This is a genomic window from Streptomyces sp. TM32 (assembly GCF_004122755.1).
In the GTDB taxonomy this organism is placed as follows: Bacteria; Actinomycetota; Actinomycetes; order Streptomycetales; family Streptomycetaceae; genus Streptomyces; species Streptomyces sioyaensis.
The window spans coordinates 12591-34136 of record NZ_SDIG01000056.1; the positions used below are offsets into that span (position 1 = coordinate 12591).

General features: G+C 71.7%; 21 protein-coding genes, 1 pseudogene and 1 riboswitch. Of the genes and pseudogenes, 9 read left to right on the forward strand and 13 right to left on the reverse strand.

The genetic code is table 11. The features are described from left to right. Positions 1 to 137: 137 nt before the first annotated feature. The 3 genes from EST92_RS15105 to thrC all read right to left on the reverse strand — a co-directional run bounded on the left by EST92_RS15105 (position 138) and on the right by thrC (position 2416). Entirely contained in the window at positions 138 to 341 is a 204-nt protein-coding gene (locus EST92_RS15105; protein ID WP_003986833.1) for a cold-shock protein, read from the reverse strand. A 423-nt stretch (positions 342 to 764) separates the two neighbouring features. Continuing rightward, positions 765 to 1043 (reverse strand): MoaD/ThiS family protein, encoded by a 279-nt coding sequence (locus EST92_RS15110; RefSeq protein WP_093484629.1) that lies wholly within the window; start codon positions 1041 to 1043, stop codon positions 765 to 767. 89 nt (positions 1044 to 1132) lie between these two features. Then, positions 1133 to 2416 (reverse strand): threonine synthase, encoded by a 1284-nt coding sequence (gene thrC / locus EST92_RS15115; RefSeq protein WP_129250402.1) that lies wholly within the window; start codon positions 2414 to 2416, stop codon positions 1133 to 1135. A 17-nt stretch (positions 2417 to 2433) separates the two neighbouring features. Beyond that, positions 2434 to 2596, reverse strand: a riboswitch (SAM riboswitch). 169 nt (positions 2597 to 2765) lie between these two features. Between thrC and EST92_RS15120 the strand changes: the two genes are divergently transcribed. Then, entirely contained in the window at positions 2766 to 3761 is a 996-nt protein-coding gene (locus EST92_RS15120) for a glucosyl-3-phosphoglycerate synthase (protein ID WP_129281458.1), read from the forward strand. Between the two features lie 4 nt (positions 3762 to 3765). Here the strand turns inward: EST92_RS15120 and EST92_RS15125 are convergent, their stop codons facing one another. Next, on the reverse strand, positions 3766 to 4521 hold the full coding sequence (locus EST92_RS15125) for a GntR family transcriptional regulator (protein WP_129281459.1): 756 nt from the start codon (positions 4519 to 4521) through the stop codon (positions 3766 to 3768). 162 nt (positions 4522 to 4683) lie between these two features. Between EST92_RS15125 and EST92_RS15130 the strand changes: the two genes are divergently transcribed. Both EST92_RS15130 and EST92_RS15135 read left to right on the forward strand, forming a co-directional pair. After that, a complete protein-coding gene (locus EST92_RS15130; protein ID WP_254068822.1) occupies positions 4684 to 5031 on the forward strand; it encodes a hypothetical protein in 348 nt (115 codons plus the stop codon). Between the two features lie 76 nt (positions 5032 to 5107). Beyond that, entirely contained in the window at positions 5108 to 6601 is a 1494-nt protein-coding gene (locus tag EST92_RS15135) for a trehalose-6-phosphate synthase (RefSeq protein ID WP_129281460.1), read from the forward strand. 36 nt (positions 6602 to 6637) lie between these two features. On the opposite strand, the gene otsB is transcribed toward EST92_RS15135, so the two are convergent. From otsB to EST92_RS15150, 3 genes are all read right to left on the reverse strand, one after another. Beyond that, entirely contained in the window at positions 6638 to 7555 is a 918-nt protein-coding gene (otsB, locus tag EST92_RS15140; RefSeq protein WP_129281461.1) for a trehalose-phosphatase, read from the reverse strand. A 129-nt stretch (positions 7556 to 7684) separates the two neighbouring features. Further along, positions 7685 to 7987 (reverse strand): DUF3263 domain-containing protein, encoded by a 303-nt coding sequence (locus EST92_RS15145; protein WP_129281462.1) that lies wholly within the window; start codon positions 7985 to 7987, stop codon positions 7685 to 7687. A gap of 74 nt (positions 7988 to 8061) precedes the next feature. Further along, the gene (locus EST92_RS15150) at positions 8062 to 9327 is read right to left on the reverse strand and encodes an extracellular solute-binding protein (RefSeq protein ID WP_174244024.1); all 1266 of its coding nucleotides are present in this window, start codon (positions 9325 to 9327) and stop codon (positions 8062 to 8064) included. A 227-nt stretch (positions 9328 to 9554) separates the two neighbouring features. Between EST92_RS15150 and EST92_RS15155 the strand changes: the two genes are divergently transcribed. Further along, positions 9555 to 10520 (forward strand): ROK family protein, encoded by a 966-nt coding sequence (locus EST92_RS15155; RefSeq protein ID WP_129281464.1) that lies wholly within the window; start codon positions 9555 to 9557, stop codon positions 10518 to 10520. Continuing rightward, complete coding sequence (gene nagA / locus EST92_RS15160; RefSeq protein WP_129281465.1) at positions 10520 to 11743, forward strand: N-acetylglucosamine-6-phosphate deacetylase; 1224 nt, start codon at positions 10520 to 10522, stop codon at positions 11741 to 11743. The genes EST92_RS15155 and nagA overlap by 1 nt, the downstream gene beginning before the upstream one ends. 36 nt (positions 11744 to 11779) lie before the next feature. Here nagA and EST92_RS15165 read toward each other — a convergent pair. Both EST92_RS15165 and EST92_RS15170 read right to left on the reverse strand, forming a co-directional pair. After that, a pseudogene (locus EST92_RS15165) lies at positions 11780 to 11935 on the reverse strand (helix-turn-helix domain-containing protein); the annotation flags it as partial. Between the two features lie 117 nt (positions 11936 to 12052). Next, complete coding sequence (locus EST92_RS15170; RefSeq protein ID WP_254068823.1) at positions 12053 to 13702, reverse strand: IS4 family transposase; 1650 nt, start codon at positions 13700 to 13702, stop codon at positions 12053 to 12055. Between the two features lie 221 nt (positions 13703 to 13923). Here EST92_RS15170 and EST92_RS15175 point away from each other — a divergent pair, with 221 nt between their 5' ends. Continuing rightward, complete coding sequence (locus EST92_RS15175) at positions 13924 to 14850, forward strand: 1-phosphofructokinase family hexose kinase (protein ID WP_129281466.1); 927 nt, start codon at positions 13924 to 13926, stop codon at positions 14848 to 14850. A gap of 30 nt (positions 14851 to 14880) precedes the next feature. On the opposite strand, the gene EST92_RS15180 is transcribed toward EST92_RS15175, so the two are convergent. Together EST92_RS15180 and cdgB are read right to left on the reverse strand one after the other, a co-directional pair. Continuing rightward, the gene (locus EST92_RS15180) at positions 14881 to 15786 is read right to left on the reverse strand and encodes a carbohydrate-binding protein (protein ID WP_129281467.1); all 906 of its coding nucleotides are present in this window, start codon (positions 15784 to 15786) and stop codon (positions 14881 to 14883) included. Between the two features lie 291 nt (positions 15787 to 16077). Beyond that, positions 16078 to 17742 (reverse strand): diguanylate cyclase CdgB, encoded by a 1665-nt coding sequence (gene cdgB / locus EST92_RS15185; RefSeq protein WP_129281468.1) that lies wholly within the window; start codon positions 17740 to 17742, stop codon positions 16078 to 16080. Positions 17743 to 18169: 427 nt separating this feature from the next. On the opposite strand from cdgB, the gene EST92_RS15190 reads away from it, so the two are divergent. Then, positions 18170 to 18670 carry a flavin reductase family protein gene (locus tag EST92_RS15190; RefSeq protein ID WP_254068824.1) on the forward strand — a complete coding sequence of 167 codons (501 nt, stop codon included), beginning with the start codon at positions 18170 to 18172 and terminating at the stop codon, positions 18668 to 18670. 186 nt (positions 18671 to 18856) lie between these two features. Here EST92_RS15190 and arfB read toward each other — a convergent pair whose 3' ends face one another. Further along, on the reverse strand, positions 18857 to 19285 hold the full coding sequence (arfB, locus tag EST92_RS15195) for an alternative ribosome rescue aminoacyl-tRNA hydrolase ArfB (RefSeq protein ID WP_129281469.1): 429 nt from the start codon (positions 19283 to 19285) through the stop codon (positions 18857 to 18859). Between the two features lie 203 nt (positions 19286 to 19488). Here arfB and EST92_RS15200 point away from each other — a divergent pair, with 203 nt between their 5' ends. After that, positions 19489 to 20064, forward strand: coding sequence for a TerD family protein (locus EST92_RS15200; protein WP_129250390.1), 576 nt, complete (start codon positions 19489 to 19491; stop codon positions 20062 to 20064). 286 nt (positions 20065 to 20350) lie between these two features. On the opposite strand, the gene EST92_RS15205 is transcribed toward EST92_RS15200, so the two are convergent. Further along, positions 20351 to 20623: a helix-turn-helix transcriptional regulator gene (locus EST92_RS15205; protein WP_129281470.1), complete on the reverse strand. Its 273-nt coding sequence runs from the start codon at positions 20621 to 20623 to the stop codon at positions 20351 to 20353. Between the two features lie 88 nt (positions 20624 to 20711). Between EST92_RS15205 and map the strand changes: the two genes are divergently transcribed. Beyond that, a complete protein-coding gene (gene map / locus EST92_RS15210; RefSeq protein WP_129281471.1) occupies positions 20712 to 21479 on the forward strand; it encodes a type I methionyl aminopeptidase in 768 nt (255 codons plus the stop codon). The last annotated feature ends 67 nt before the right edge of the window (positions 21480 to 21546 follow it).

A 21546-nucleotide genomic window follows, 5' to 3' on the forward strand; every position in this document is an offset into this window, starting at 1 on the left:
GCTAACGCCAATGATTAGCACTCGCAGGGTGCGAGTGCAAGCGCCCACCGGGAGGGTGCCCCCTACGGGGCAGACAGCAGAAGGCCCGTACCCCCTCGGGGCACGGGCCTTCCGTGACGCAGCAGTCGGTCGGCGCCTCAGCCGGCCACCCGGACCATGTCCGCCTGCGGCCCCTTCTGGCCCTGCGAGATCTCGAACTCGACCCGCTGACCCTCCTCAAGGGTGCGGTAACCGTCCATCTGGATCGCGCTGTAGTGGACGAAAACATCCGCACCACCGTCGACCGCGATGAAGCCGTACCCCTTCTCCGCGTTGAACCACTTGACGGTGCCCTGAGCCATGCCTAACTCCCCTATTACTGGCCCTTGCGCAGGACCGCACTTCGCGGACCCGGGTCAGACCTCACCCCGCGAATGGCCCGTGGGGTGTGCGCCGGAACGCGTCGACCGCCGCTGAATGTATCTGCACAGATGCCCAGAGCAACAGGTCAATCGGACGAGAATTCTGGGGCCGGAGAATCGGCAATATGAGGTGAAATCCCAGTTCTCCAGGGCAAGTCGGGCCGGGCGTAGCACACATAAGCGACAAATATCGCTCACACTTCGAGCACAACTGATCGCTGTCTCATATGCGTTCGGCACGCGCACGGTGATATCCGGAGGGGGATCACCCCAATAGTATCTCCTTTCACAACATGGAATTGCCCCGTCCGCTTTCTGGCGGACGGGGCAATTCCGGTCAGGCAGGAGAAGAGTTGGCGCAAATCAGCAGCCGCCGGCGACCGCCGGAATGATCGAAATGCCCGCGCCGTCCGGCGTCGGCGTCTCCAGGCCCTGCTCGAAGCGCACATCGTCGTCGTTCACGTACACATTCACGAAGCGGCGCAGCTTGCCGGCGTCGTCCAGCACACGGGCCGCGATGCCCTGGTGGTTCCGCTCCAGGTCGGCGATCACCTCGGAGAGGGTCGCGCCCTCGGCGGGCACCTCGGCCTGGCCGCCGGTGTAGGTGCGGAGGATGGTGGGGATGCGGACCTTGACGCTCATGGTTCTGCCTTCCGGGTGGTGCGGGGTACGAGTTCGGGGGCGGGGACGGTGCTCGTCGACGGTGCTCGCCCGCGGACGGGCCGGGCGCCTCAGCCGGCCAGGCCGGCCGCGCGGAACGCGTCCAGGTCCGGACGGATCGTGGCCGTGGGCCCGGAGGTCGGGGCGACCGCGTCCAGGGTCTTGAGGCCGTCACCGGTGTTGAGGACGACGGTGGTCAGGGACGGGTCGAGCAGACCGTCCTCGATCAGCTTCTTGGTCACGCCGACGGTCACCCCGCCCGCGGTCTCCGCGAAGATCCCCTCGGTCCGGGCCAGCAGCTTGATCGCGTCCACGACCTGCTCGTCGGTGACATCCTCCACCGCGCCACCGGTCCGGCGCGCGATGTCGAGCACGTACGGACCGTCGGCCGGGTTACCGATCGCCAGCGACTTCGCGATGGTCTTCGGCTTCTGCGGGCGCACGACGTCGTGACCGGCCTTGAAGGCCGTGGACACCGGCGAGCAGCCCTCCGCCTGGGCGCCGAAGATCTTGTAGGGCTTGTCCTCGACCAGGCCGAGGGCGATCAGCTCCTTGAGCCCCTTGTCGATCTTCGTCAGCTGCGAGCCGGACGCGATCGGGATGACGATCTGGTCCGGGAGCTGCCAGCCCAGCTGCTCGCAGATCTCGTAGGCGAGGGTCTTGGAACCCTCGCCGTAGTACGGACGCAGATTGACATTGACGAAGCCCCAGCCCTCGCCCAGCGGGTCGCCGATGAGCTCCGAGCAGAAGCGGTTGACGTCGTCGTAGTTGCCCTCGATGCCGACCAGGTCGCCGCCGTAGACCGCGGCCATGACGACCTTGCCGGCCTCCAGGTCGTGCGGGATGAAGACGCAGGACTTGAAACCGGCGCGGCGGGCCGCGGCGCCGACCGCACCGGCGAGGTTGCCGGTGGAGGAGCAGGACAGGGTGGTGAAGCCGAAGGCACGGGCGGCCTCGACGGCGATCGCCACGACGCGGTCCTTGAAGGAGTGCGTCGGGTTGCCGGAGTCGTCCTTCACGTACAGCCCGCCGGTGACGCCCAGCTCGGCGGCGAGCCGGTCGGCCTTGACGAGCTTGGTGAAGCCGGGGTTGAGATTGGGCTTGTCGGCCACGTCGGCGGGGACGGGCAGCAGCGGGGCGTAGCGCCAGATGTTGTCCGGCCCGGCCTCGATCTGCTTCCGCAGCCCCTCGGGGTCGCCGCTCGGCAGGTCGTACGCGACTTCGAGCGGCCCGAAACATTCCTGGCACGCGAAGATCGGGCCGAGCGCGAAGCGCTGTCCGCACTCACGGCAGGACAGTGCCGCGGCGGGGCCCAGAGCGACGGTGGGGGTGTTTTCGGTGACTTGCACAGCCATGGAGGCGAGGCCCTTTCTCCTCATCTTCCTCGCGACGAATCTCGCCACGAGACGGATTTGGCACCTTCCCTAGCCGGGAGCCTCGCGCGCGGGGACGTCTCAGGCGTCCTTGCGGCAAGACCGGCTGGAGGGTTGCCGGGGCTTCAACGGGCCGTATCCCTCTGCCCCTCTGGATGAGCGGTATGGCGCTGGGCCGAAACCCAGGCGTTTGTGGCACGGACCCCGACATGCGACGGTCATCCGCGTTGTTCAAGACTGTAACCGACGGCACTGACAGTTGAGATAGTCGTCCGAACCGCGAGATGGATCACAAGGGCCGCCCTCCGGCGGCGACCGAGGAGTCGTAGACGTGCTGGAAGAGGTGGAGCGCTGGCTGGGCGGCCGTTCCTGGTCCGCCGCGGACCGCCCGCTGGGGCAGCTGCTGGAGGCCAAGCGCCAGACGGGCCGGACGGTCAGTGTCGTGCTGCCCGCACTCGACGAGGAGGCCACGGTCGGCGCGATCGTGACCACGATCCGTGACGTCCTGATGACGGACGCGGTCGGTCCCCCATTGCCTGAAGGGCATGGGAGGTGCCCCCTCGTCGACGAGCTGGTGGTGCTGGACTCCGGCTCCGGCGACCGCACCGCCGAGGTCGCGGCGGCGGCCGGCGCCCGGGTGGTGCACCGCGACAGCGTCCTGCCGCGGCTGCCCGCCCTCCCCGGCAAGGGCGAGGTGCTGTGGCGCTCCCTCCTGGCCACCAGCGGCGACATCATCTGCTTCATCGACGCCGACCTGCGCGAATTCTCCGCCACCTTCGTCTCCGGGATCATCGGCCCGCTGCTGACCGACCCGGACATCCAGTTCGTCAAGGCGATGTACGACCGCCCCCTGGAGACCGGCCCCGGTGGCACCGACGCCGGCCAGGGCGGCCGGGTCACCGAGCTGGTGGCCCGCCCGCTCCTCAACCTCCACTGGCCCCAGCTGGCCGGCTTCGTCCAGCCCCTCGGCGGCGAGTACGCGGCCCGCCGCTCCCTCCTGGAACGGCTCCCCTTCCCCGTCGGCTACGGCGTCGAGCTCGGCCTGCTCGTCGACGCCCTGCACACCGTCGGCCTCGACGCTTTGGCCCAGGTGGACGTCGGCGTCCGCAAACACCGCCACCAGGACGGCCAGGCCCTGGGCCGAATGGCCGCCGCGATCTACCGCACCGCCCAACTACGCCTGACCCGCGGCCACTTGATCCGCCCGCGGCTCACCCAGTTCGACCGCGGCGACCGGGGCTTCATCCCGCGCACCACGGACGTGGACACCGAGGAGCGCCCCCCGATGGCGGAAATCCCGGAATACGCGGCCCGCCGGGCGGCGTGAGGGGTCACGCGTCGAAGTCGTACTCCAGTACGTAGGCCGAGGCATCCAGGATCATCTCGTTGATCTCCACCGTGCGTCCGTCGTCAGCCATGGCCGTGCGGCTGATGAGGATGACGGGCGTGCCCGCCGGAAGGCGCAGCTGGTCGGCTTCCTCCTGCGCCGGCATGCGCGAGCGCACCTCTTCCCGGAAACGGGCGGGAGCCGCACCCAGCTCGGCGAGCCGGGCGTACACACCGCCGGCCCCGGTGTCCGGCCGCGTGATCGCCGAGCCCGCGACCAGATCGGCCGGGAGGTAGGAAGTGGAGAGCAGCACCGGCTTGCCGTCGAGCACGAACCGGCGGCGCCGCACCGTGACCGCATCTCCGGGCGCGAGATCCAGCCGCGCCGCGACGGCTTCGATCGCCGGCTCCTCATCGACGGTCACCCCGTCCACCACCAGATCACGGTCCGCGACGTCGGTCGCCCAGACGGACCGCCCGTCACCCCACTGTTCCCGGGACAGGCGCGGCACGCCGCGACGCCGGACCGGCTGGAAGTCCCGCACGAAGACACCGGCGCCCTTGCGTGCCTCGGCGAGCCCCTCCGAGGTGAGGACGCCGAGCGCCTGACGCACCGTCATCCGTGCCACGCCGTGCCGGTCCATCAGCTCGTTCTCTCCGGGCAGCCGGTCACCGGGCCGGTACTCCCCCGCCGCAATCGCCCGCTTCAGCGCGTCGGCGATCCGGCGGTACTTGGGTGACGAGCTCTCCTGTGCGGCCATGGCGACGCATCCCTCCTGGCGATCTCTAGACATCCTAGAGATCTGTTCGAGTGTCACGACGACTCCCCCAACACCCCTACATCTCTAGAGAACCTATTGACGCTCTGCGTTCACTTCGCTTCCATAGGTAGTGCCCAACTTCTCTAGAGAACTGGAGTTGTCATGACGCCCCCTACTCGTCCGCGCCTGCTTCCCTGGTCAAGCCCGGAGGGAAAGCCGTGCTACCTGCTCTCCGAGGGGGACGGCCCCGTCACCCGGCAGGCGGACGCCGTTGAGCGCGCCCAACTCGCCTCCGGCACGATCCTCCTGGGGCACGCCCGCGCCCTCCTCCGCGATCCCCGAACCACCGCGCCCGAAGTGCGCTTTCTTGCCCACTGTTTAACGGACACTCTCGACGAGGCCCTGCGCGTCGCCAAGAGCCGGGGAAGCCGCCTCGACTGCGAGCCCCCGGAGTTTGCCGTCGACGGGTCGTCATCACCCCTCGACGTCGCCCGGCCTGGAGACGGCTGAGGACCGCAACCCGCCCCCGCGCCCCTTGGCCGCTTCCGTACGTTTGCGTGGATCTGTGGCGGGTTACCTTCGCGACATGGTGTCCGAGCGCAGTGCGGTGCAAGCAGGTGCCGAGGTTCTTGTCGCGTCGAATCGCGGGCCGGTCTCCTACAGCCTGGGGGAGGACGGGTCGCTCACCGCCAAGCGGGGCGGGGGCGGGTTGGTGTCGGGGCTGTCGGCCATCGGGCCCGAGACAGACGCGGTGTGGGTGTGTGCCGCGCTCGGGGACGGTGACCGGGAGGCCGTACGGCGGACGGGTGGTGCGCTGGAGGTGGGCGACACCGGTGGACAGCGTGTCCGGATGCTGGACATCCCGGCCGAGGTGTATGCCGCCGCCTACAACGGCGTCGCGAACTCCGTGCTGTGGTTCGTCCACCACATGCTCTACCAGACACCGCTGGAGCCGGTCTTCGACGCGGAGTTCCGGGCGCAGTGGGCGGCGTACGAGACGTACAACGCGGCCTTCGCCGAGGCGCTGGCCGACGGCGCGGCGCCCGGCGCGGCCGTCCTCGTCCAGGACTACCACCTGGCGCTGGTGCCCGGCATGCTCCGCGAGCGCCGCCCCGACCTGCGCATCGCGCACTTCTCGCACACGCCGTGGGCGCCGGCCGAGTACTTCGCGATGCTCCCCGACGACATCCAGCGGCAGCTCGCGCTGGGCATTCTCGGCGCGGACCGGGCGAACTTCCTCACCCACCGCTGGGCCGAGAACTTCCTGGCCTGCGCCGAGACCGGGCTCGGCGGGCAGTGCGAGCGCGTGCGGCCGGAGGACGGGCCGCCCGGCATCGTCGCGCTCGTCCCGGAACGCACGGCGCGCACGACGTGGATCGGCGTCCACGGGCTCGGCGCCGACGCCGATTTCCTGCGGGAGCGCGCGCACCGCCCCGACGTCGAGGAACGGATGGCGGCGCTGCGCGCACAGATCGGCGGGCCGGACCGCAAGACCGTGGTCCGCGTGGACCGCACGGAACTCTCCAAGAACATCGTGCGGGGCCTGCTCGCCTACCGGCAGCTGCTCGCCGACCGCCCCGAGTGGCGCGAGCGGGTGGTGCACATCGCCTTCGCCTACCCCTCGCGCCAGGACCTCGCCGTCTACCGCGAGTACACCGCGGAGGTCGAGCAGGTGGCCGAGGCCATCAACGCCGAATACGGGACGGCGGATTGGCAGCCCGTCGTGCTGCACGTCAAGGACGATTTCGCCCGCTCGCTGGCCGCCTACCGGCTCGCGGACGTGGCGCTCGTCAACCCGATCAGGGACGGGATGAACCTGGTCGCCAAGGAGATCCCGGTGGTGTCGGACGCCGGCTGCGCGCTGGTGCTGTCGCGGGAGGCGGGCGCGCACGAGGAGCTCGGTGAGCATGCCCTGACGGTCAATCCGTACGACGTCGTCGGCACGGCCGAGGCGCTGCACGAGGCGCTGTCGATGGCCGACGGCGAGCGCGCGGCACGCACCGAACGGCTGGCGGCGGCGGCCACCGCGCTGCCGCCCGCCCGGTGGTTCCTGGACCAGCTGCGGGAATTGGGCGGCTGAATCCGTCGCCAGGGGCTCGCCAGGGGGTGTCCGCCCCTACGGGGTGTCCGTCCCGCTTGCGTCCAGTCGGGCCGCCAAGGCGCCGAGCAGGTCGACGACTCCGGACGGGCCGTCGACCACCAGGTCGGCGCGCTCGGCCAGTTCGGCGACCTCGTTGCTGCCGCTGCAGACCAGGACGCCGGTCAGCCCGTCGGAGCGGAGCTTCTCGACGGCCGCGAAGGCCGCCAGGTCGCCGAGGTCGTCACCGGCGTAGAGGACGGTGGCGGCGCCGGTCTCGCGGACCCACTCGGCGAGCGCGACGCCCTTGTCCATGCCCGGCGGGCGGAGCTCCAGGACCAGCCGGCCGGGTTCGACGATCAGGCCGTGGCGTTCGGCGAGGGCGGAGAGCGGGGCGCGCAGCCGGTCGAAGGCGCCCTGCGGGTCGGCGGCGCGGCGGGTGTGGACGGCGATGGCACGGCCGCCCTTGCGCTCGATGGCGGTCTCGACCCAGGTGCCGTGCCAGACCCCGGAGGAGTCCAGGACGCCGGGGAGTTCGGCCTGTATGGCGGCGACGCCGGGGTGGGGCGGCGGGGCGTGGACGGTGCCGGTGGCCGCCTCCCAGCGCTCGGCGCCGTAGTGGCCGAGGACGGTGAGGTGGTCCAGGCCGGGCACGTCCGCGAACCCCCCGAGGCGGACCGCGACGGTGGCCGGGCGGCCGGTGATCACCGCGGCGGCGCGCAGGCGGGGCACCAGCCGGCCCAGGGCCGCGACGGCACCGTCATGGGCCCGGGCCTTCTCCGGGTCGGGGACGATCTCGGCGAGGGTGCCGTCGAAGTCGAGGGCGATGACGGCGCGTTCCGGGTGGGCCAGCAGCGCGGCGAGGCCGTCGCGCCCGGCGGGGGTGTGCGGAGTCGGCAAGGACCCCGGTTCGGGGGTCGGCTGGGAGTGCGGCGCGGCGTTCGGGGGGCTGCCCATGCGCCGACCTTACCGGCGTGCGGCGGGCCTCGGGGGTACCTCGCGACGAGAGCTGGGCGGAGTGTGTACGGGCCGCCGCGGCAGCGGTGGGGGCGTCCCCGTCCGCCGCGGACGCGGCAGGCCTCCCCGTCAGCGCCGGCTGCGCCGGGCCTCGCGTATACGGCGCAAGCGGTTGACCGTGACGGGGTCGTGGGCGAGCGCGCGGGGGTCGTCCAGCAGGGCGTTGAGGAGCTGGTAGTAGCGGGTCGGGGAGATGCCGAGCTGTTCGCGGATGGCGCGCTCCTTGGGGCCGGGGCCCGGCCAGGAGCGGCGCTCGACCGCGAGCACCGCTTCGTCCCGGGCGGGGAGCTGCGGGGAGCCCTCGTCGGGCCCGGGCCCGACGGGCTCCCGCCCGTCGCCCGGGCCGCCCGTCTGTGCCGTGGCGCCCGTCATCACGCTTCCCACGATAAGCGCACGGTCGGACAGCGCCCGGCCCGGGACCGCCGCGGGGGCGCCGACCGCCCCGGTCATTCGGCGGCGCTGTCGGCCGCGTCCGCGGTGTTCTGGATGTCGGTGAGCACCCCGGACGGGTTGCCGTTCGGGTGGACCGCGGCGCCCATCTTCGCCTTGACGGTCCTGGAGATCAGCGGCCAGGAGGTCTTGTTCGCCGGGTAGAACTCGGCGCTGGCGAGCTGCTTGAGGAAGCCGTGCATCTTCGCGTACTTGTCGTCGGCCTGCATCGCCTGGGAGGCGGAGGTGGTGACGGGCAGCAGGCCGTATTCGCCGGAGAACTTCTCGACGTTCTTGTCGCTGTAGACGTAGTCGAGGAACTTGCCGGCCTCGGCGCGGTGGCCGTTCTGCTTGAACGCCATCATCCAGTCTGCGACGCCCATGGTGGCCTTGGCCTTGCCCTTGGAGCCGGGCAGTTCGACGGTGCCGTAGTCGATGCCCTTGGCCTCGGCCTGCTTCATCAGGGTGGGGTGGCCGTTGAGCATGCCGACGTCGCCGTCGGCGAATCCCTTGAACGCCGCCCCACGGTTGAGCTTGGCGGGGTCGGTGCCGGTCAGGCCCTTGCCGACGAGGTTGTCCTTGAGCCAGGTGAAGGTCCGGACGTTCTCCGGCGAATCGATCGTGTACTTGCCGATGCTGTCGGTGTAGCCGCCGCCCCCGCTGAGCATCCACATCAGGGTCTCGGCCTGGGTCTCCTCCGGGCCGAGCGGCAGCGCGTAGGGCATCTTGACGCCGTGTGCCTTCAGCAGCTGGGCGTCGTGGGCGATGTCGTTCCAGTTCTGCGGCGGGGCGGTGATGCCGGCCTGGGCGAACAGCTTCTTGTTGTAGAAGAGCCGCCGGGTGCTGGCGCCGAACGGCAGGCCGTACTGGACGCGCTTGTATTCGCCGGCCTCCTCCAGGGAGGGGGTGAAGTTGGCCTGGGTGGGGATGGAGAGCAGCTGGTCGGCGCTGTAGAGCTTGCCCTTGGCGGCGTAGTCGGCGTAGGCGCCGATCTGTGCCAGGTCCGGGGCGTGGCCGGAGTCGACCATGTCCGCGACCTTCTTGTCGACGTCCGTCCAGCTGTAGACGTGGACATCGATCTTGATGTCGGGGTGCTTCTTCTCGAAGCCGCGGGCGAGCTGGTCCCAGTAGCGCTGGGAGCCGTTGGACTTGCCGTCGCCGTAGTCCGCCGCGACCAGTTGGAGGGTGACGTCGCCGCCGGAGCCGCTGCCACAGCCGGTGAGCGTCATCGTCATGGTGGTGGCGATTGCCGCTGCCGTCAGGCCCAAGTACCGCCGCTGCACTGCTGTTCCGCCTTTGGTTCTGAATTTCCGCGCTTGCCGGGCCCTCGCCCGTCGCCGGAGGGGTGTTCCTCACACGGCGTGAAGTAAGAGTCTCTCCCGAGCCCTTTACAAGGTCTACACCACCCCCCTCGTTCTCCTTCCGCACCGGCTTCCGGACGGCCGGCCCGCTGCGATCCGTCCGGCGAGTGGACTAGACCTTTCGCGCCGGATCGCGCGAAACTGTTCCCGTGAGACACGTCATCGCCCTTGATGTGGGCGGCACCGGCATGAAGGCCGCCCTCGTGGGGGTGGACACGGCGCCCCGCGGAGAGACCTCCGCCGGTCGCCCCGTGCTGCTCCACGAGGCACGGCGCCCCACCGGCCGCGACCGCGGCCCCGACGCGGTCGTCGAGACCGTCCTCGGCTTCGCCGCCGACCTCCGCGACCTCGGCACGGCCCGCTACGGCGTCCCCGCCGCGGCCGCCGGCGTCGCGGTGCCCGGCATCGTCGACGAGCGGGCCGGCCAGGCCGTCTACGCCTCCAACATCGGCTGGCGGGACGTCCCGCTGCGGGCGCTGCTGTCCGAACGGCTCGGCGGGGTGCCGGTCGCCCTGGGCCACGACGTCCGCACCGGCGGGCTGGCCGAGGGCCGGATCGGGGCCGGCCGGGACGCCGACCGGTTCCTGTTCGTCCCGCTGGGCACCGGGATCGCGGGCGCCATCGGCATCGGCGGGCGGATCGAGGCCGGCGCGCACGGCAGCGCGGGCGAGATCGGCCACATCGTCGTACGGCCCGGTGGGCTGGAGTGCGGCTGCGGTCAGCGCGGCTGCCTGGAGACGGTGGCCTCGGCCGCCGCGGTGGGCCGGGACTGGGCGGCGGCCTGCGGGGATCCGCTGGCCGGCGCGGCGGATGCGGCCAAGGCCGTGGCCTCGGGCGACGCGCGGGCCCACGCCGTGTGGCACCGCGCCGTCGACGCCCTCGCCGACGGTCTGGTCACCGCGCTCACCCTGCTCGACCCGCAGACTCTGATCATCGGCGGCGGGCTCGCCGAGGCCGGCGACACCCTGTTCACCCCGCTGCGGGAGGCCGTCCGCCGGCGCGTGACGTTCCAGCGCCTCCCCTCGATCGTTCCGGCGGCCCTGGGGGACGCCGCCGGATGCCTGGGCGCAGGGCTTCTCGCCCGGGATCTTCTCTCCACGGAGGTAACCGCCTGATGGCTCAGCAACAGTCCGAGCGGCGGCCCTCGGGCCCCGGGCGCAGCGTCCTGGCCGGTGCCCGTATCGCCCGGCCGTCCGGCGTCGTCGAGCGCGGCCGGATCGCCGTCGAGGGCGGCCGGATCGCCGCGGTCCACAGCCGGGACGCCGACCTCGGCCGGGGCGGGGACGAGGGCGCCGCGGGCGAGACCATGGACCTCTCGGGCCATCTCATCGTCCCCGGCTTCGTGGACATGCACGTGCACGGCGGGGGCGGCGGCTCCTTCTCGTCCGCCGACCCCGAGGAGTGCCTCGCGGTGATCGGCACCCACCGCCGGCACGGCACCACCTCGATGGTCGCCTCCACCGTCACCGGCGAGCTGACCGATCTGGCCCGGCAGGCCGCGGTGCTCGCCGAACTGGTCCAGCAGGGCGAGCTGGCCGGCATCCACTTCGAGGGCCCGTTCATCTCCCCGCACCGCTGCGGCGCCCACCAGCCGGAGCTGCTGCGCGATCCGGACCCGGCCGAGGTCCGCCGGCTCCTCGACGCCGCGCACGGCACCACGGCCATGATGACCGTCGCCCCCGAACTCCCCGGCGGCCTGGACTCCGTACGCCTGCTGGCCGACGCCGGGGTGATCGCCGCCGTCGGCCACACCGACTCCTCCTACGACGCCACCCGCCGGGCCGTCGACGCGGGCGCCACCGTCGCCACCCACCTCTTCAACGCGATGCCCGCGCTGGGCCACCGCGCGCCCGGTCCGGTCGCCGCGCTCCTGGAGGACGAGCGGGTCACCGTCGAGCTGATCAACGACGGGACCCATCTGCACCCCTCGGTCCTGCAACTGGCGGTCCGCCAAGCGGGCGCCGGGCGGGTCGCGTTCATCACCGACGCGATGGGCGCGGCCGGTATGAGCGACGGGATGTATCCGCTCGGCCCGATGCAGGTCGAGGTCAAGGACGGCGTCGCGCGCATCAGCGGGGGGCCCACGGCCGGCTCGATCGCCGGCTCCACCCTCACCCTGGACCGCGCCTTCCGGCGCGCCGTCACCGTCGACGGCCTGACGGTCGACCAGGCCGTCGACGCACTGTCGGCCACCCCGGCCCGCCTCCTGGGCATCGACGACCGGACCGGCTCCCTGAGTTACGGCAAGGACGCCGACCTGGTCGTGCTGGACGCGGCATACGCCGTGGTGGGAGTCATGCGCCGGGGCGAGTGGCTGGTGCATCCGGGGAAGGGGTGAGCGCGGTTCCCGGCCGGCCACGGCCCGGCGCCGGTGCTCCCTGGGTGCGATCCCGTACGCGGCGCGGTAGGCGCGGCTGAAGTCCGTCGCCCGGCGGTAGCCCCAGGGGACGGCGATGGCGTGGACCGGGGTGCGGTGCCGGGCCGGATCGGTGAGGTCCCGGCGGGCGCCTTCGAGACGCTGCCGGCGGATCTCCGCGGCGCACCTCGGAGGAACGGCTCACGATCGCCCCGAGCAGGTCGGCCGGACCGGGTCTGGGCCAACCGCCACCGGCGATGGCATGATCGCTCAAGGCCGCGAAGTTAACGATCATGGGGCTGCTGTCAAGGCCGTCGTCGAAGCGATTGCGTAGGTGCCTGGAGCGGTCTTGGTGAGAAGGCCGGCGCGTGCCCATTGGGACATTTGTGTACGGAAGCTGTTGACGGGTTTGGCCCCGGCGATGCCCAGGGAGTTGGCCAGGTCGAGGACGCGCCATGGTCGATCCGGGGCCGACTGCATGATCGTCAGGACGGCGGTGATCCGGCCGGGTTTCTGGGCGGGGAAGCCCGTGTGCTTGTGGCCGGGTGTTGCCGGTTGATGCGGGCCGGGTTGATGCACCACCACGTCGATGGCGGTGATGTTCACGGAGGTCGGGGGGCGTCCGTCGGCGTTCCAGGAGTGGTAGCGGGAGATGCCGGATTTGACGATTCGGGCGCTGAACCGGGTACGTCGGGCCGGCAGGAGGCCCGCGAGTACGGCTCCGCCGATGTGTCCCACGAGGTCCGTCGGTTTGTCGATGGGCGGCAGGACGCCGGTCGCGGTGGTGGCGCTGTCGCGGGCGGCTTCCAGGGCGATGGTGAAGCCGGCCCGGTCGGGGTCGGTCCCGGGCCGGCTCTCCACCGCGGTGACCATCACGGTGCGAATCGCCTGGTAGAGCACCAGCAGTGCCCACATCTCCTGCTCGATACCGGCGGGGTCCTTGGAACGCAGCACTCGGCCGCGGAGCAGGGTGTGGCGCAAGGCGAAGTATGCCGATTCGATCTCCCACCGCTCGTGATACAGGGAAATCAGTGCTCCTGCTGGGTCGGTGCGGTGGTCGAGCAGGGTGGTGAGCAGCCGGTAGTGGTCGCTCACCGCACTGCCGTCGGCACCGGTCATAGTCACCTTGGCCTCGATCACTCGCAGCCTCAGCCGGTGGACCTGGGTGAGGTAGGAGCCGTCGGGCAGGACGGCCAGGATCGGCGGGCGCCGGGTCGACTTGGACCGCGCCAGGAACTGCGCGCCCGTGGCGGCGGCAGCCTCAAGGAACTCGCCGCCGTCGAACCCGCGGTCGGTCAGCAGCAGCATGTCCGGCCGCAGCAAGTGGACCAGACGCAACGCGTAAGCGAGCTCTCCCGGCTTGGAGGGCCCGAAGGCCGCGCCGAGCAGCCCCCGGGTGCCGGTCTCGACCAGCGTCATCAGCATCAGCGTCGGGTAGCCGGCCATGCCGAACCGACTGCGGAACTTGCCCAGCCAGCCGCGGTTGCGTTCCTCGTCGGGCACACGCAGCGAGCTGCAGCCGTCGAACGCGACCGTACGCCAGCCTCGATAGCGCACGCCGGGAGTGTGCGGCTGTGCCAGCGGGCCGGCCACCACCTCGAACAGCGCCCGCAGCGGTGCCGCCCCGATCCGGCGGCGCAGATCCCGCAGCGCCTTCTCCGACGGCGACACCACCGGCAAACCGGCCAGTCCGGCGACGAGCTTGTCCCACACCAGACGGGCACCCACCTGCTCAAACAGCCCAAGTCCGAGCAGGAAGTACACCCCGACCCGGGACGGCAGGTCACGCAGCCGCCGCTGCGTCGCCCCCGTCTCCTCCAGCACCGCATCGACCAGTTCGAACGGGAGCACCTGCGTCAACTCACCGAGATGGCCGGGCGCGAAGACGCCATCCGCGACGGTAACGGCACGGGTCACATCGACCGTGGCACACTTGGGCACGCGAGACCTCTGCTCTTCAGGATGATCTTGGTCGATCCCTGAACAGTTCAGAGGTCTCGCTCTATTTCCAGCCTCAACGCCCCGCCAGACCACTTGACAGCAGCCCCATGATCGTTAACTTCGCGGCCTTGCATGATCGCTCGCGCACTTGTCCGTATGCACCGCCGCGCGCGGTCGCCCGACGCCCGGCCGCCCGGCCATGACTGCCCGGAGGGGCGACCATGATCCTTACGGTCACGCTGAACGCCGCCCTGGACATCACCTACCGCGTTCCCCGGCTCCGCCCGCACGCCACGAACCGGATCACCGAGGTGTCCGAGCGCCCCGGCGGCAAGGGCCTGAACGTCGCCCGGGTGCTGGCCGCGCTCGGCCACCGGACGGTCGCCACCGGCTTCGTGGGCGGCGGCACCGGCGAGGCGCTGCGCGCCCTGCTCGCGGAGACCGCGGTCACCGACGCGCTGGTCCCGGTCGGCGGCGCCACCCGCCGCACCGTCGCCGTCGCCGACACGGCCACCGGGGACACCACCCAGCTCAACGAGCCGGGCCCGGTCGTCACCCCCGCCGAATGGGACACCTTCCTCGGCACCTACCGCGAACTCCTGGGCGAGGCACAGGCGGTGGCGCTCTGCGGCAGCCTGCCGCCGGGCGTCCCGGTGGACGTCTACGCCCGGCTCACCCGGGCCGCGCGCAGCGCCGGCGTCCCGGTCCTGCTGGACACCAGCGGCGAACCGCTGCGCCGGGGCCTGGCCGCCCGGCCCGATCTCGCCAAGCCCAACGCCGATGAACTCGCCGCCCTGACCGGCAGCACCGAACCGCTGCGCGCCGCCCGCGACGCCCGCCGCCGCGGCGCCCATGCGGTGGCCGCCTCACTCGGCCCGGCCGGCATGCTCGCGGTGACCGCCGGCGGCGCCTGGCAGGCCGCCCCGCCGCGGCACATCGCCGGCAACCCGACCGGCGCCGGCGACTCGGCGGTGGCCGGCCTGCTCTCGGGCCTGGTGGAGGAGCTCTCCTGGCCGGACCGCCTGACCCGCGCGGTGGCCCTCTCCGCCGCGACCGTACGGGCCCCCGCAGCGGGTGAGTTCGACCCGGCTACGTATGAAGATCTGCTGCCGCGCGTGGTGGTGACAGATCATCCGACGGCGGCGTGAGGGGGGCGGCGACCGGCGTACCGGAGCTGGTCAGGGCCGGGCCAGCCAGACCTTGTCGAGGTTCACATCGCACTGGTTGCCGGTCTCGCAGGACAGCTTGATGGTGTTGCTGCCCTTGTTGAGCTGCACATAGGACCAGGTCTTGGTCCAGCCCTTGTCCCAGGCACCCTCCGGGGCGTGGGCGAAGTTCTCCATGTTCACGGGCCGGCCGTCGGGCTTGTCGTTCACGGCCATCGTGAGGTTGGCGTCCTTGCCGGGCACGCCGTAGCCGACCCAGAGCTTGTACTTGCCGGCCTGGTCCACATTCAGGGTCCACGTGGCCGCGGCACCAGGGGAGTTCATACCCGCCACGTACGTCCCGTTGGCCGAGCGGGCGCCCGGGACGTCCTTCGCGACGCTCGCGCCGCCGTCCAGACGCAGGCTGCCCGCCTCCTCCTTGGGCAGCGCACCCGGCTTGGTCTTGCCGGGCTTCTTACCGTTGGGCTTGACCGAACCGCCGGCCGCGGGGCCCTGCTTGCCGGCCTCGTCGGCCTTCGATTCGTTGCCGTTGTTGAGCATCGCCACGCCGATGCCTATGCAGACCACCGCGACCACCGAAACCGCGCCTATCAGCAGGCCGTTGCGGTTGCGGCGCGGCTCGGGGCCGTCCGGGGCCGGGGCGCTGCGCGTGCGGTCGCCGCCGGGCAGGGTCTCCGGCGCGGCGTAGTGGGCGTTCTGCTGCCCGTACGTGGTCGGCTGCTGGGGCTGCTGGCCGTACTGGCGCTCGCCGACCGCGCGCACCTGGTTGTAGGACGTACGCGGAATGCCCGGCTGCCGCGTCGGCGCACCGGTGCCCGCCGAGCCCGGTGTGCCACCCTCGCCGCCTTCCGAGCGGTAGAGATAGCCGAACGGGTCGTCGTTCTCCGGCGTGTCCGCGCCGTTGTTGCCGGCCGTCATTCCGTGTCACTCCCAAGCGATCTGTGCGCGTCTGTCACGCGTGTCCCCGCGTCCGCAGGCATCTTCTGCGCGAGCTGTCTTTCGGGCCCCCGGCGGCGCCGCGCCGCATCGGCGCAGCCTACCCCGTCGGCACGCCCGCACACCGGGCCCGGAGGGGCACAAGATCGCTACGGAACGGTGAATTACTGGTGTGGAGGCCGGAGCACGGCGGATGTGAGATACGCGGCATCCGGCCCGGCCGACGCGGTGCCGCACCCGGCCGACGCGCCGCGCACCCGTCCGACGCGCCGCTCAACCCGCCGCGCGCCGGTTCGTCTTCGAGCGGGAGCGCTTCTCGACGTACATCCGCTGGTCGGCCGACTCCAGCACTTCCTCGGCCGTCATCCCGCAGCTCGCCCAGCCGATGCCGAAGCTGGCGCCCACCCGCACCGCCCGTCCCTCCACCCGGATCGGCGGGATGATCGCGTTGCGCAGCCGCACCGCGAGGTCCTGGGCGTCGGCCGTGCCGAGGCCGTCGGCGAGCACCACGAATTCATCTCCGCCGAGCCGGGCGACCGTATCGCCGTCCCGGACGCCGCTGGTCAGCCGGCGGGCGACCTCTATCAGCACGGCGTCGCCGGTGTTGTGGCCGAAGCGGTCGTTGATCGACTTGAAGCCGTCGAGGTCGCAGAAGAGGACGGCGAGCCCCTTGGAGCCGTCGTCGGCCGGCCCGTCCGCGGGGGCGACGAGATGCACATGGTGGTCGAACGGGGCCGGGGCGCCCTCGAAGCCGTCGATCCCCTCGAACGGCTCCTTGCCGTCCGCCCGGAAGCCGTGCGGATCGGACCCGGGGCCGCCCGAGGAGGCGTACGCGTCGGCCAGCGAGCCCATCGGGCGGGAGCACAGCCGGGCGCCGAGCCGGGCCCGCAGCTCGGCGCTGTTGGGCAACCCGGTCAGCGAATCGTGGCTGGCGCGGTGGGCCAGCTGCAGCTCGTGCCGCTTGCGCTCCTCGATGTCCTCGACGTGGGTGAGCAGGAACCGGGGGCCGTCGGCGGTGTCGGCGACGACGGAGTTGCGCAGCGAGACCCACACGTAGGTGCCGTCCCGGCGGGCCAGCCGCAGCTCGGCGCGGCCGCCCTCGGCGGAGGTGCGCAGCAGGGTGCCGATGTCCTCGGGGTGGACGAGGTCGGAGAAGGAGTAGCGGCGCATCCCGGAGGCCGGGCGGCCCAGCAGCCGGCACAGCGCGTCATTGGTGCGCAGCAGCCGTCCGTGCTGGTCACCGCCCATTTCGGCCACGGCCATCCCGCTCGGCGCGTACTCGAACGCCTGCCGGAAGCTCTCCTCGCTGGCCCGCAGCGCCTGCTGCTCGCGCTCCAGCCGGACCAGCGCGCGCTGCATGTTCGCCCGCAGCCGGGCGTTGCTGATGGCGATCGCGGACTGGAAGGCGTACATCTGCAGGGCCTCCTGGCCCCAGGCGCCGGGCCGCCGGCCGTTGCGCGGCCGGTCGACGGAGATCACCCCGAGCAGCTCGCCGCCACCGTTGGCCGCGGTGTACATGGGCGCGAAGAGGCGGTCCATGGAATGCCACTCGTCGGGGAACCGGGGCGCGGGTCCGGCCGTGTGCCACTGCGGCACGTCGTCGTCGTCGAGCACCCAGCCCTCGGTGTGCGGGATGAAGATGAGGTCGCCCCAGCGCTCGCCCATGGACAGCCGGCGGTCCCAGGCGGCCCGGGAGCCGACGCGGCCGGCCATCAGCGCCTCGGCGCCCGCGCTGCCGGCGACCGCGGCGACCACGAGATCGCCGTCGGGGCGGACGAGATTGACGGCGGCCAGCTCGAAGCCGAGGCCGGTGATCGCGCCATCGGCGACCGTCTGCAAGGTGTCCGCGAGGCTACGCGCGGTGTTCAGCTCCGCGACCACTTGATGAAGCTGCCGCAGGGCCGCAAGGCGGACGTATGGCTCCGACTCGGTCTCCATCGTTCGCTCTCCCCGAGACCTCGACAGCAAACTCCACGATTCTTTGTCGTCCGATTCCACGCTCACTGAATCACAGTGAGCTGTTCACTCGGTACACAGGGTCAACAATTAGCGGCGGCTGTGACTCAAGTCACAGACCGTGAGGGACGGTTGGCGATCTTCCATATAACCCGCAACGGGAGGGCGCCTTCACCCTTTCTACACTTCCTGAACGCAAATTCCGAGCGTTGCGGACTTCGGTCGTCAGACCTAGGACTCAAGTGCTCCGGGGGCCCGATGCGCGCCGGGGCCGGTCGAAGTTAGCGTTCATGGCGTGTTCACGAAAACCCCAGCCGACTCGACGACCGCCGGGCCCGCCGCCCTTTCCGTACCGACCGTCGCCCTCGCATCCGTGCCGGACGACGCCCCGATCCCGCATTCTGTTGGGGTGAGTGACGACGAGTTCCGTGCCGCCCTGTCCCGCCTCGCTGCCGGCGTGGTGCTGATCACCGCCCATGACCCGGACGACGGGCCCCAGGGCGAGGACGTCGGCATGACCGCCACGGCGTTCCTGTCGGTCTCCCTCGACCCGCCGCTCGTGATGGTGAGCGTTCGCAACGACTCACGGATGGACGACCTGCTGGAGCTGCAGCCGCGGTGGGCCGTTTCGGTGCTCTCGGGGCATCAGCGGCAGATTGCCGGACGATTCGCGATGAAGGGCCGTATCAGCGACAGACTCCTCTTCGCGGACATCCCGTTCGTACGGGGCGAAGTGTCCGGCGCTCCGCTCATCGACGGCGCCCTGGCGACCCTGGAGTGCCGCACCGAGCAGCGGGTCGTGGCCGGCGATCACACCCTCGTCATCGCCCGCGTCCTGGCCAGCTCGGTCTCGCACGAGGACGACGGGCCGCTGACGTACTTCCGGGGGAAGTACCGCCAGTTGGGGTGAGGTGAGGCGGGCGGACGGCGGGGGCGGGCCGACCGCCGGGGCCTCGGGCGGGACAGGCCGCTTGCCGGGCGTCCGGGCGGCGTGACAGGCCGCCCGCCGGCGGACGGGGCGGCGTGGCAGGCCGCCCGCCGGAGCCGGGCAGCGCGACGGCCGCCCTCCGGGGCCGGGACGCGCCGTCGTGGCCCGTCAGGTCCAGTCGCGGCCCGAGCGGCCGCGTTTGGTCTCGCCGCGCTGCTTCTTCTCGCGCAGCCGCCGCTCGTTGATGCCCCGCGGGATCCGCGACTTACGGCGTGGCTTGGGCGGCGGCGCGGTGGCCTCGGCAAGCAGTGCGGCCAGCCGGACGGCGGCGGTCTCGCGGTTGCGCCACTGGGAGCGGTGCTCCGAGGCGCGTACCGACAGCACGCCGTCGACCAGCCGGCCCGCCAGCCGCTCCAGGGCGCGCTCCTTCCACACGGGTGGCAGCGCCTGCGTCTTGTCGAGGTCGAAGCGCAGCTCGACCTGGCTGTCGCTGGTGTTGACGTGCTGGCCGCCCGGACCGGAGGACCGCGAGAATCGCCATACGAGCTCGGCCTCCGGAAGGACGACCGAACCGCGGATGACATAGGGCCCGGACATGAGTCCTATGATCCCGCGTGCCACGGAACCCGTCATCCGCTTTTCCTTGTCCATCGCGGCACATCCGCCCTCAGGATTCGGCAAAGAAAGTAAAGCGTGCTGGAACCTCCCGGTCCCCTCATGGCGTTGTGGAGGGTGACGGTAGCTTCGTCCGCAGTACGGAGCCCGACGCTTCGACGAGTCGACAAGGAAAGGGACATCCCATGGCTGTAAGCCTGTCCAAGGGTGGCAACGTCTCGCTCACCAAGGAGGCACCGGGCCTGACCGCCGTCACGGTCGGCCTCGGCTGGGACGTCCGCACCACCACCGGCACGGACTTCGACCTCGACGCGAGCGCCATCGCGGTGAACGGCAACGGCAAGGTCTACTCGGACCAGCACTTCGTCTTCTTCAACAACAAGGCCACGCCGGACCAGTCGATCGTCCACACCGGTGACAACGTCACCGGCCAGGGCGAGGGCGACGACGAGCAGATCAACGTCAACCTGGCGGCGCTGCCGGCCGACATCGACAAGATCGTCTTCCCGGTCTCCATCTACGACGCCGAGAACCGCAGCCAGAACTTCGGCCAGGTGCGCAACGCCTTCATCCGCATCGTCAACCAGGCCGGGGGCAGCGAAATCGCCCGCTACGACCTCAGCGAGGACGCCGCCACCGAGACCGCCATGGTCTTCGGCGAGCTCTACCGCAACGGCGCGGAGTGGAAGTTCCGCGCCGTGGGCCAGGGTTACGCCTCGGGCCTCGTCGGCATCGCCCAGGACTTCGGCGTCAACGTCTGAGACGTCGTCCGCCCGCATTCCGGCGCGCAGCGCACAGCGCACGGCGCACAGCGGAGGGCCGGTTCCCCTAGGGGAGCCGGCCCTCGGCGTTTTCCGGGGGCACGGCGGAGCCGGCCTTCGGCGAGCTCCCGGGCCCGGCGGGGGGCCGGCCTTCGACGAGCTTCGGGCGCGACGGGGAGCCGACTTCGGCATGCTTCCGGGGCGCGGCGGGACGGACGGGTGCGCGACGCCCGTACAACGCCCCGTACAACGCCCCTTACGACGCCCCTTACGAGGCGACGTCCCGTCAGGCGACCGCGTCCCCGGCGGCCGTCTCGGGCGGGGCGGCCAGCGTCGCCACCTCGTCCAGGGACAGCCCGAGCGTGCCGGCCAGCGCGGCGACCGTGAAGAACGCCGGTGTCGGCGCCCGGCCGGTCTCGATCTTCCGCAGCGTCTCGGCGGACAGTCCCGCCGCCGCCGCGACCTCGACCATGCTCCGCGCGCCACGTGCCGCACGCAGCAGCGCGCCGAGCCGCTCACCGCGTTCGCGTTCCCAAGGGGTCAGTGGAGTGCGCACCATGCCCGTGATACTAATACCGGTAAAGAAATACCGGTAAAGAAATAACGCCTGCTGCGGGGTCGGCCGGCGCGCTCGGGAGGTCGTACTCATGGTGGAGATCAAGACGGATACCGAACTCGACGCGATGCGGGCGGCCGGCCGGGTCGTGGCCGACGCCCTGGCCGCGGTGCGCGCGGCGGCCGCCCCGGGCGTGCGGCTGCTGGACCTGGACGAGGTCGCCCGTACGGTCCTGCGCGACGCCGGCGCCACCTCACCGTTCCTCGGCTACCGCCCCTCCTTCGCCCCCACCCCGTTCCCCGCCGTCATCTGCGCGTCCGTCAATGACGCGATCGTGCACGGCGTCCCGGACGGCTCCCGACTGCGCGACGGCGACCTGGTGAGCGTCGACTGCGGCGCCCTCCTGGACGGCTGGGCCGGCGACGCGGCCCTCAGCTTCACGGTCGGCACCGCCCGCCGGGAGGACCAGCACCTCATGGACACCACCCGGCAGGCGCTGGAGGCGGGCATCGCGGCGGCCGTCGTCGGCGCCCGGATCGGCGACATCTCCCATGCGATCGGCACCGTCGGACGCACCGCCGGCTACGGCATCCCCGAGGACTTCGGCGGACACGGCATCGGCCGCCGGATGCACGAGGACCCCGCGGTCCCCAACGACGGCCGTCCGGGCCGCGGCCTCGTCCTCCGCCACGGCCTGGTCCTCGCCATCGAGCCGATGTTCCTCGCCGGCGGCAAGGACGCCTACTACGCGGCCGACGACGGCTGGACCCTGCGCACCACGGACGCCTCCCGCGCCGCCCACTTCGAGCACACCGTGGCGGTGACGAAGGACGGGCCGCGGGTGCTGACGGGGGTGTAGGGGCGGCTTGTGGGGCGGTAGCCGAGGAACGGTGAGGTGGCGCCGGCGTCGCGCAGGACCGTACGGG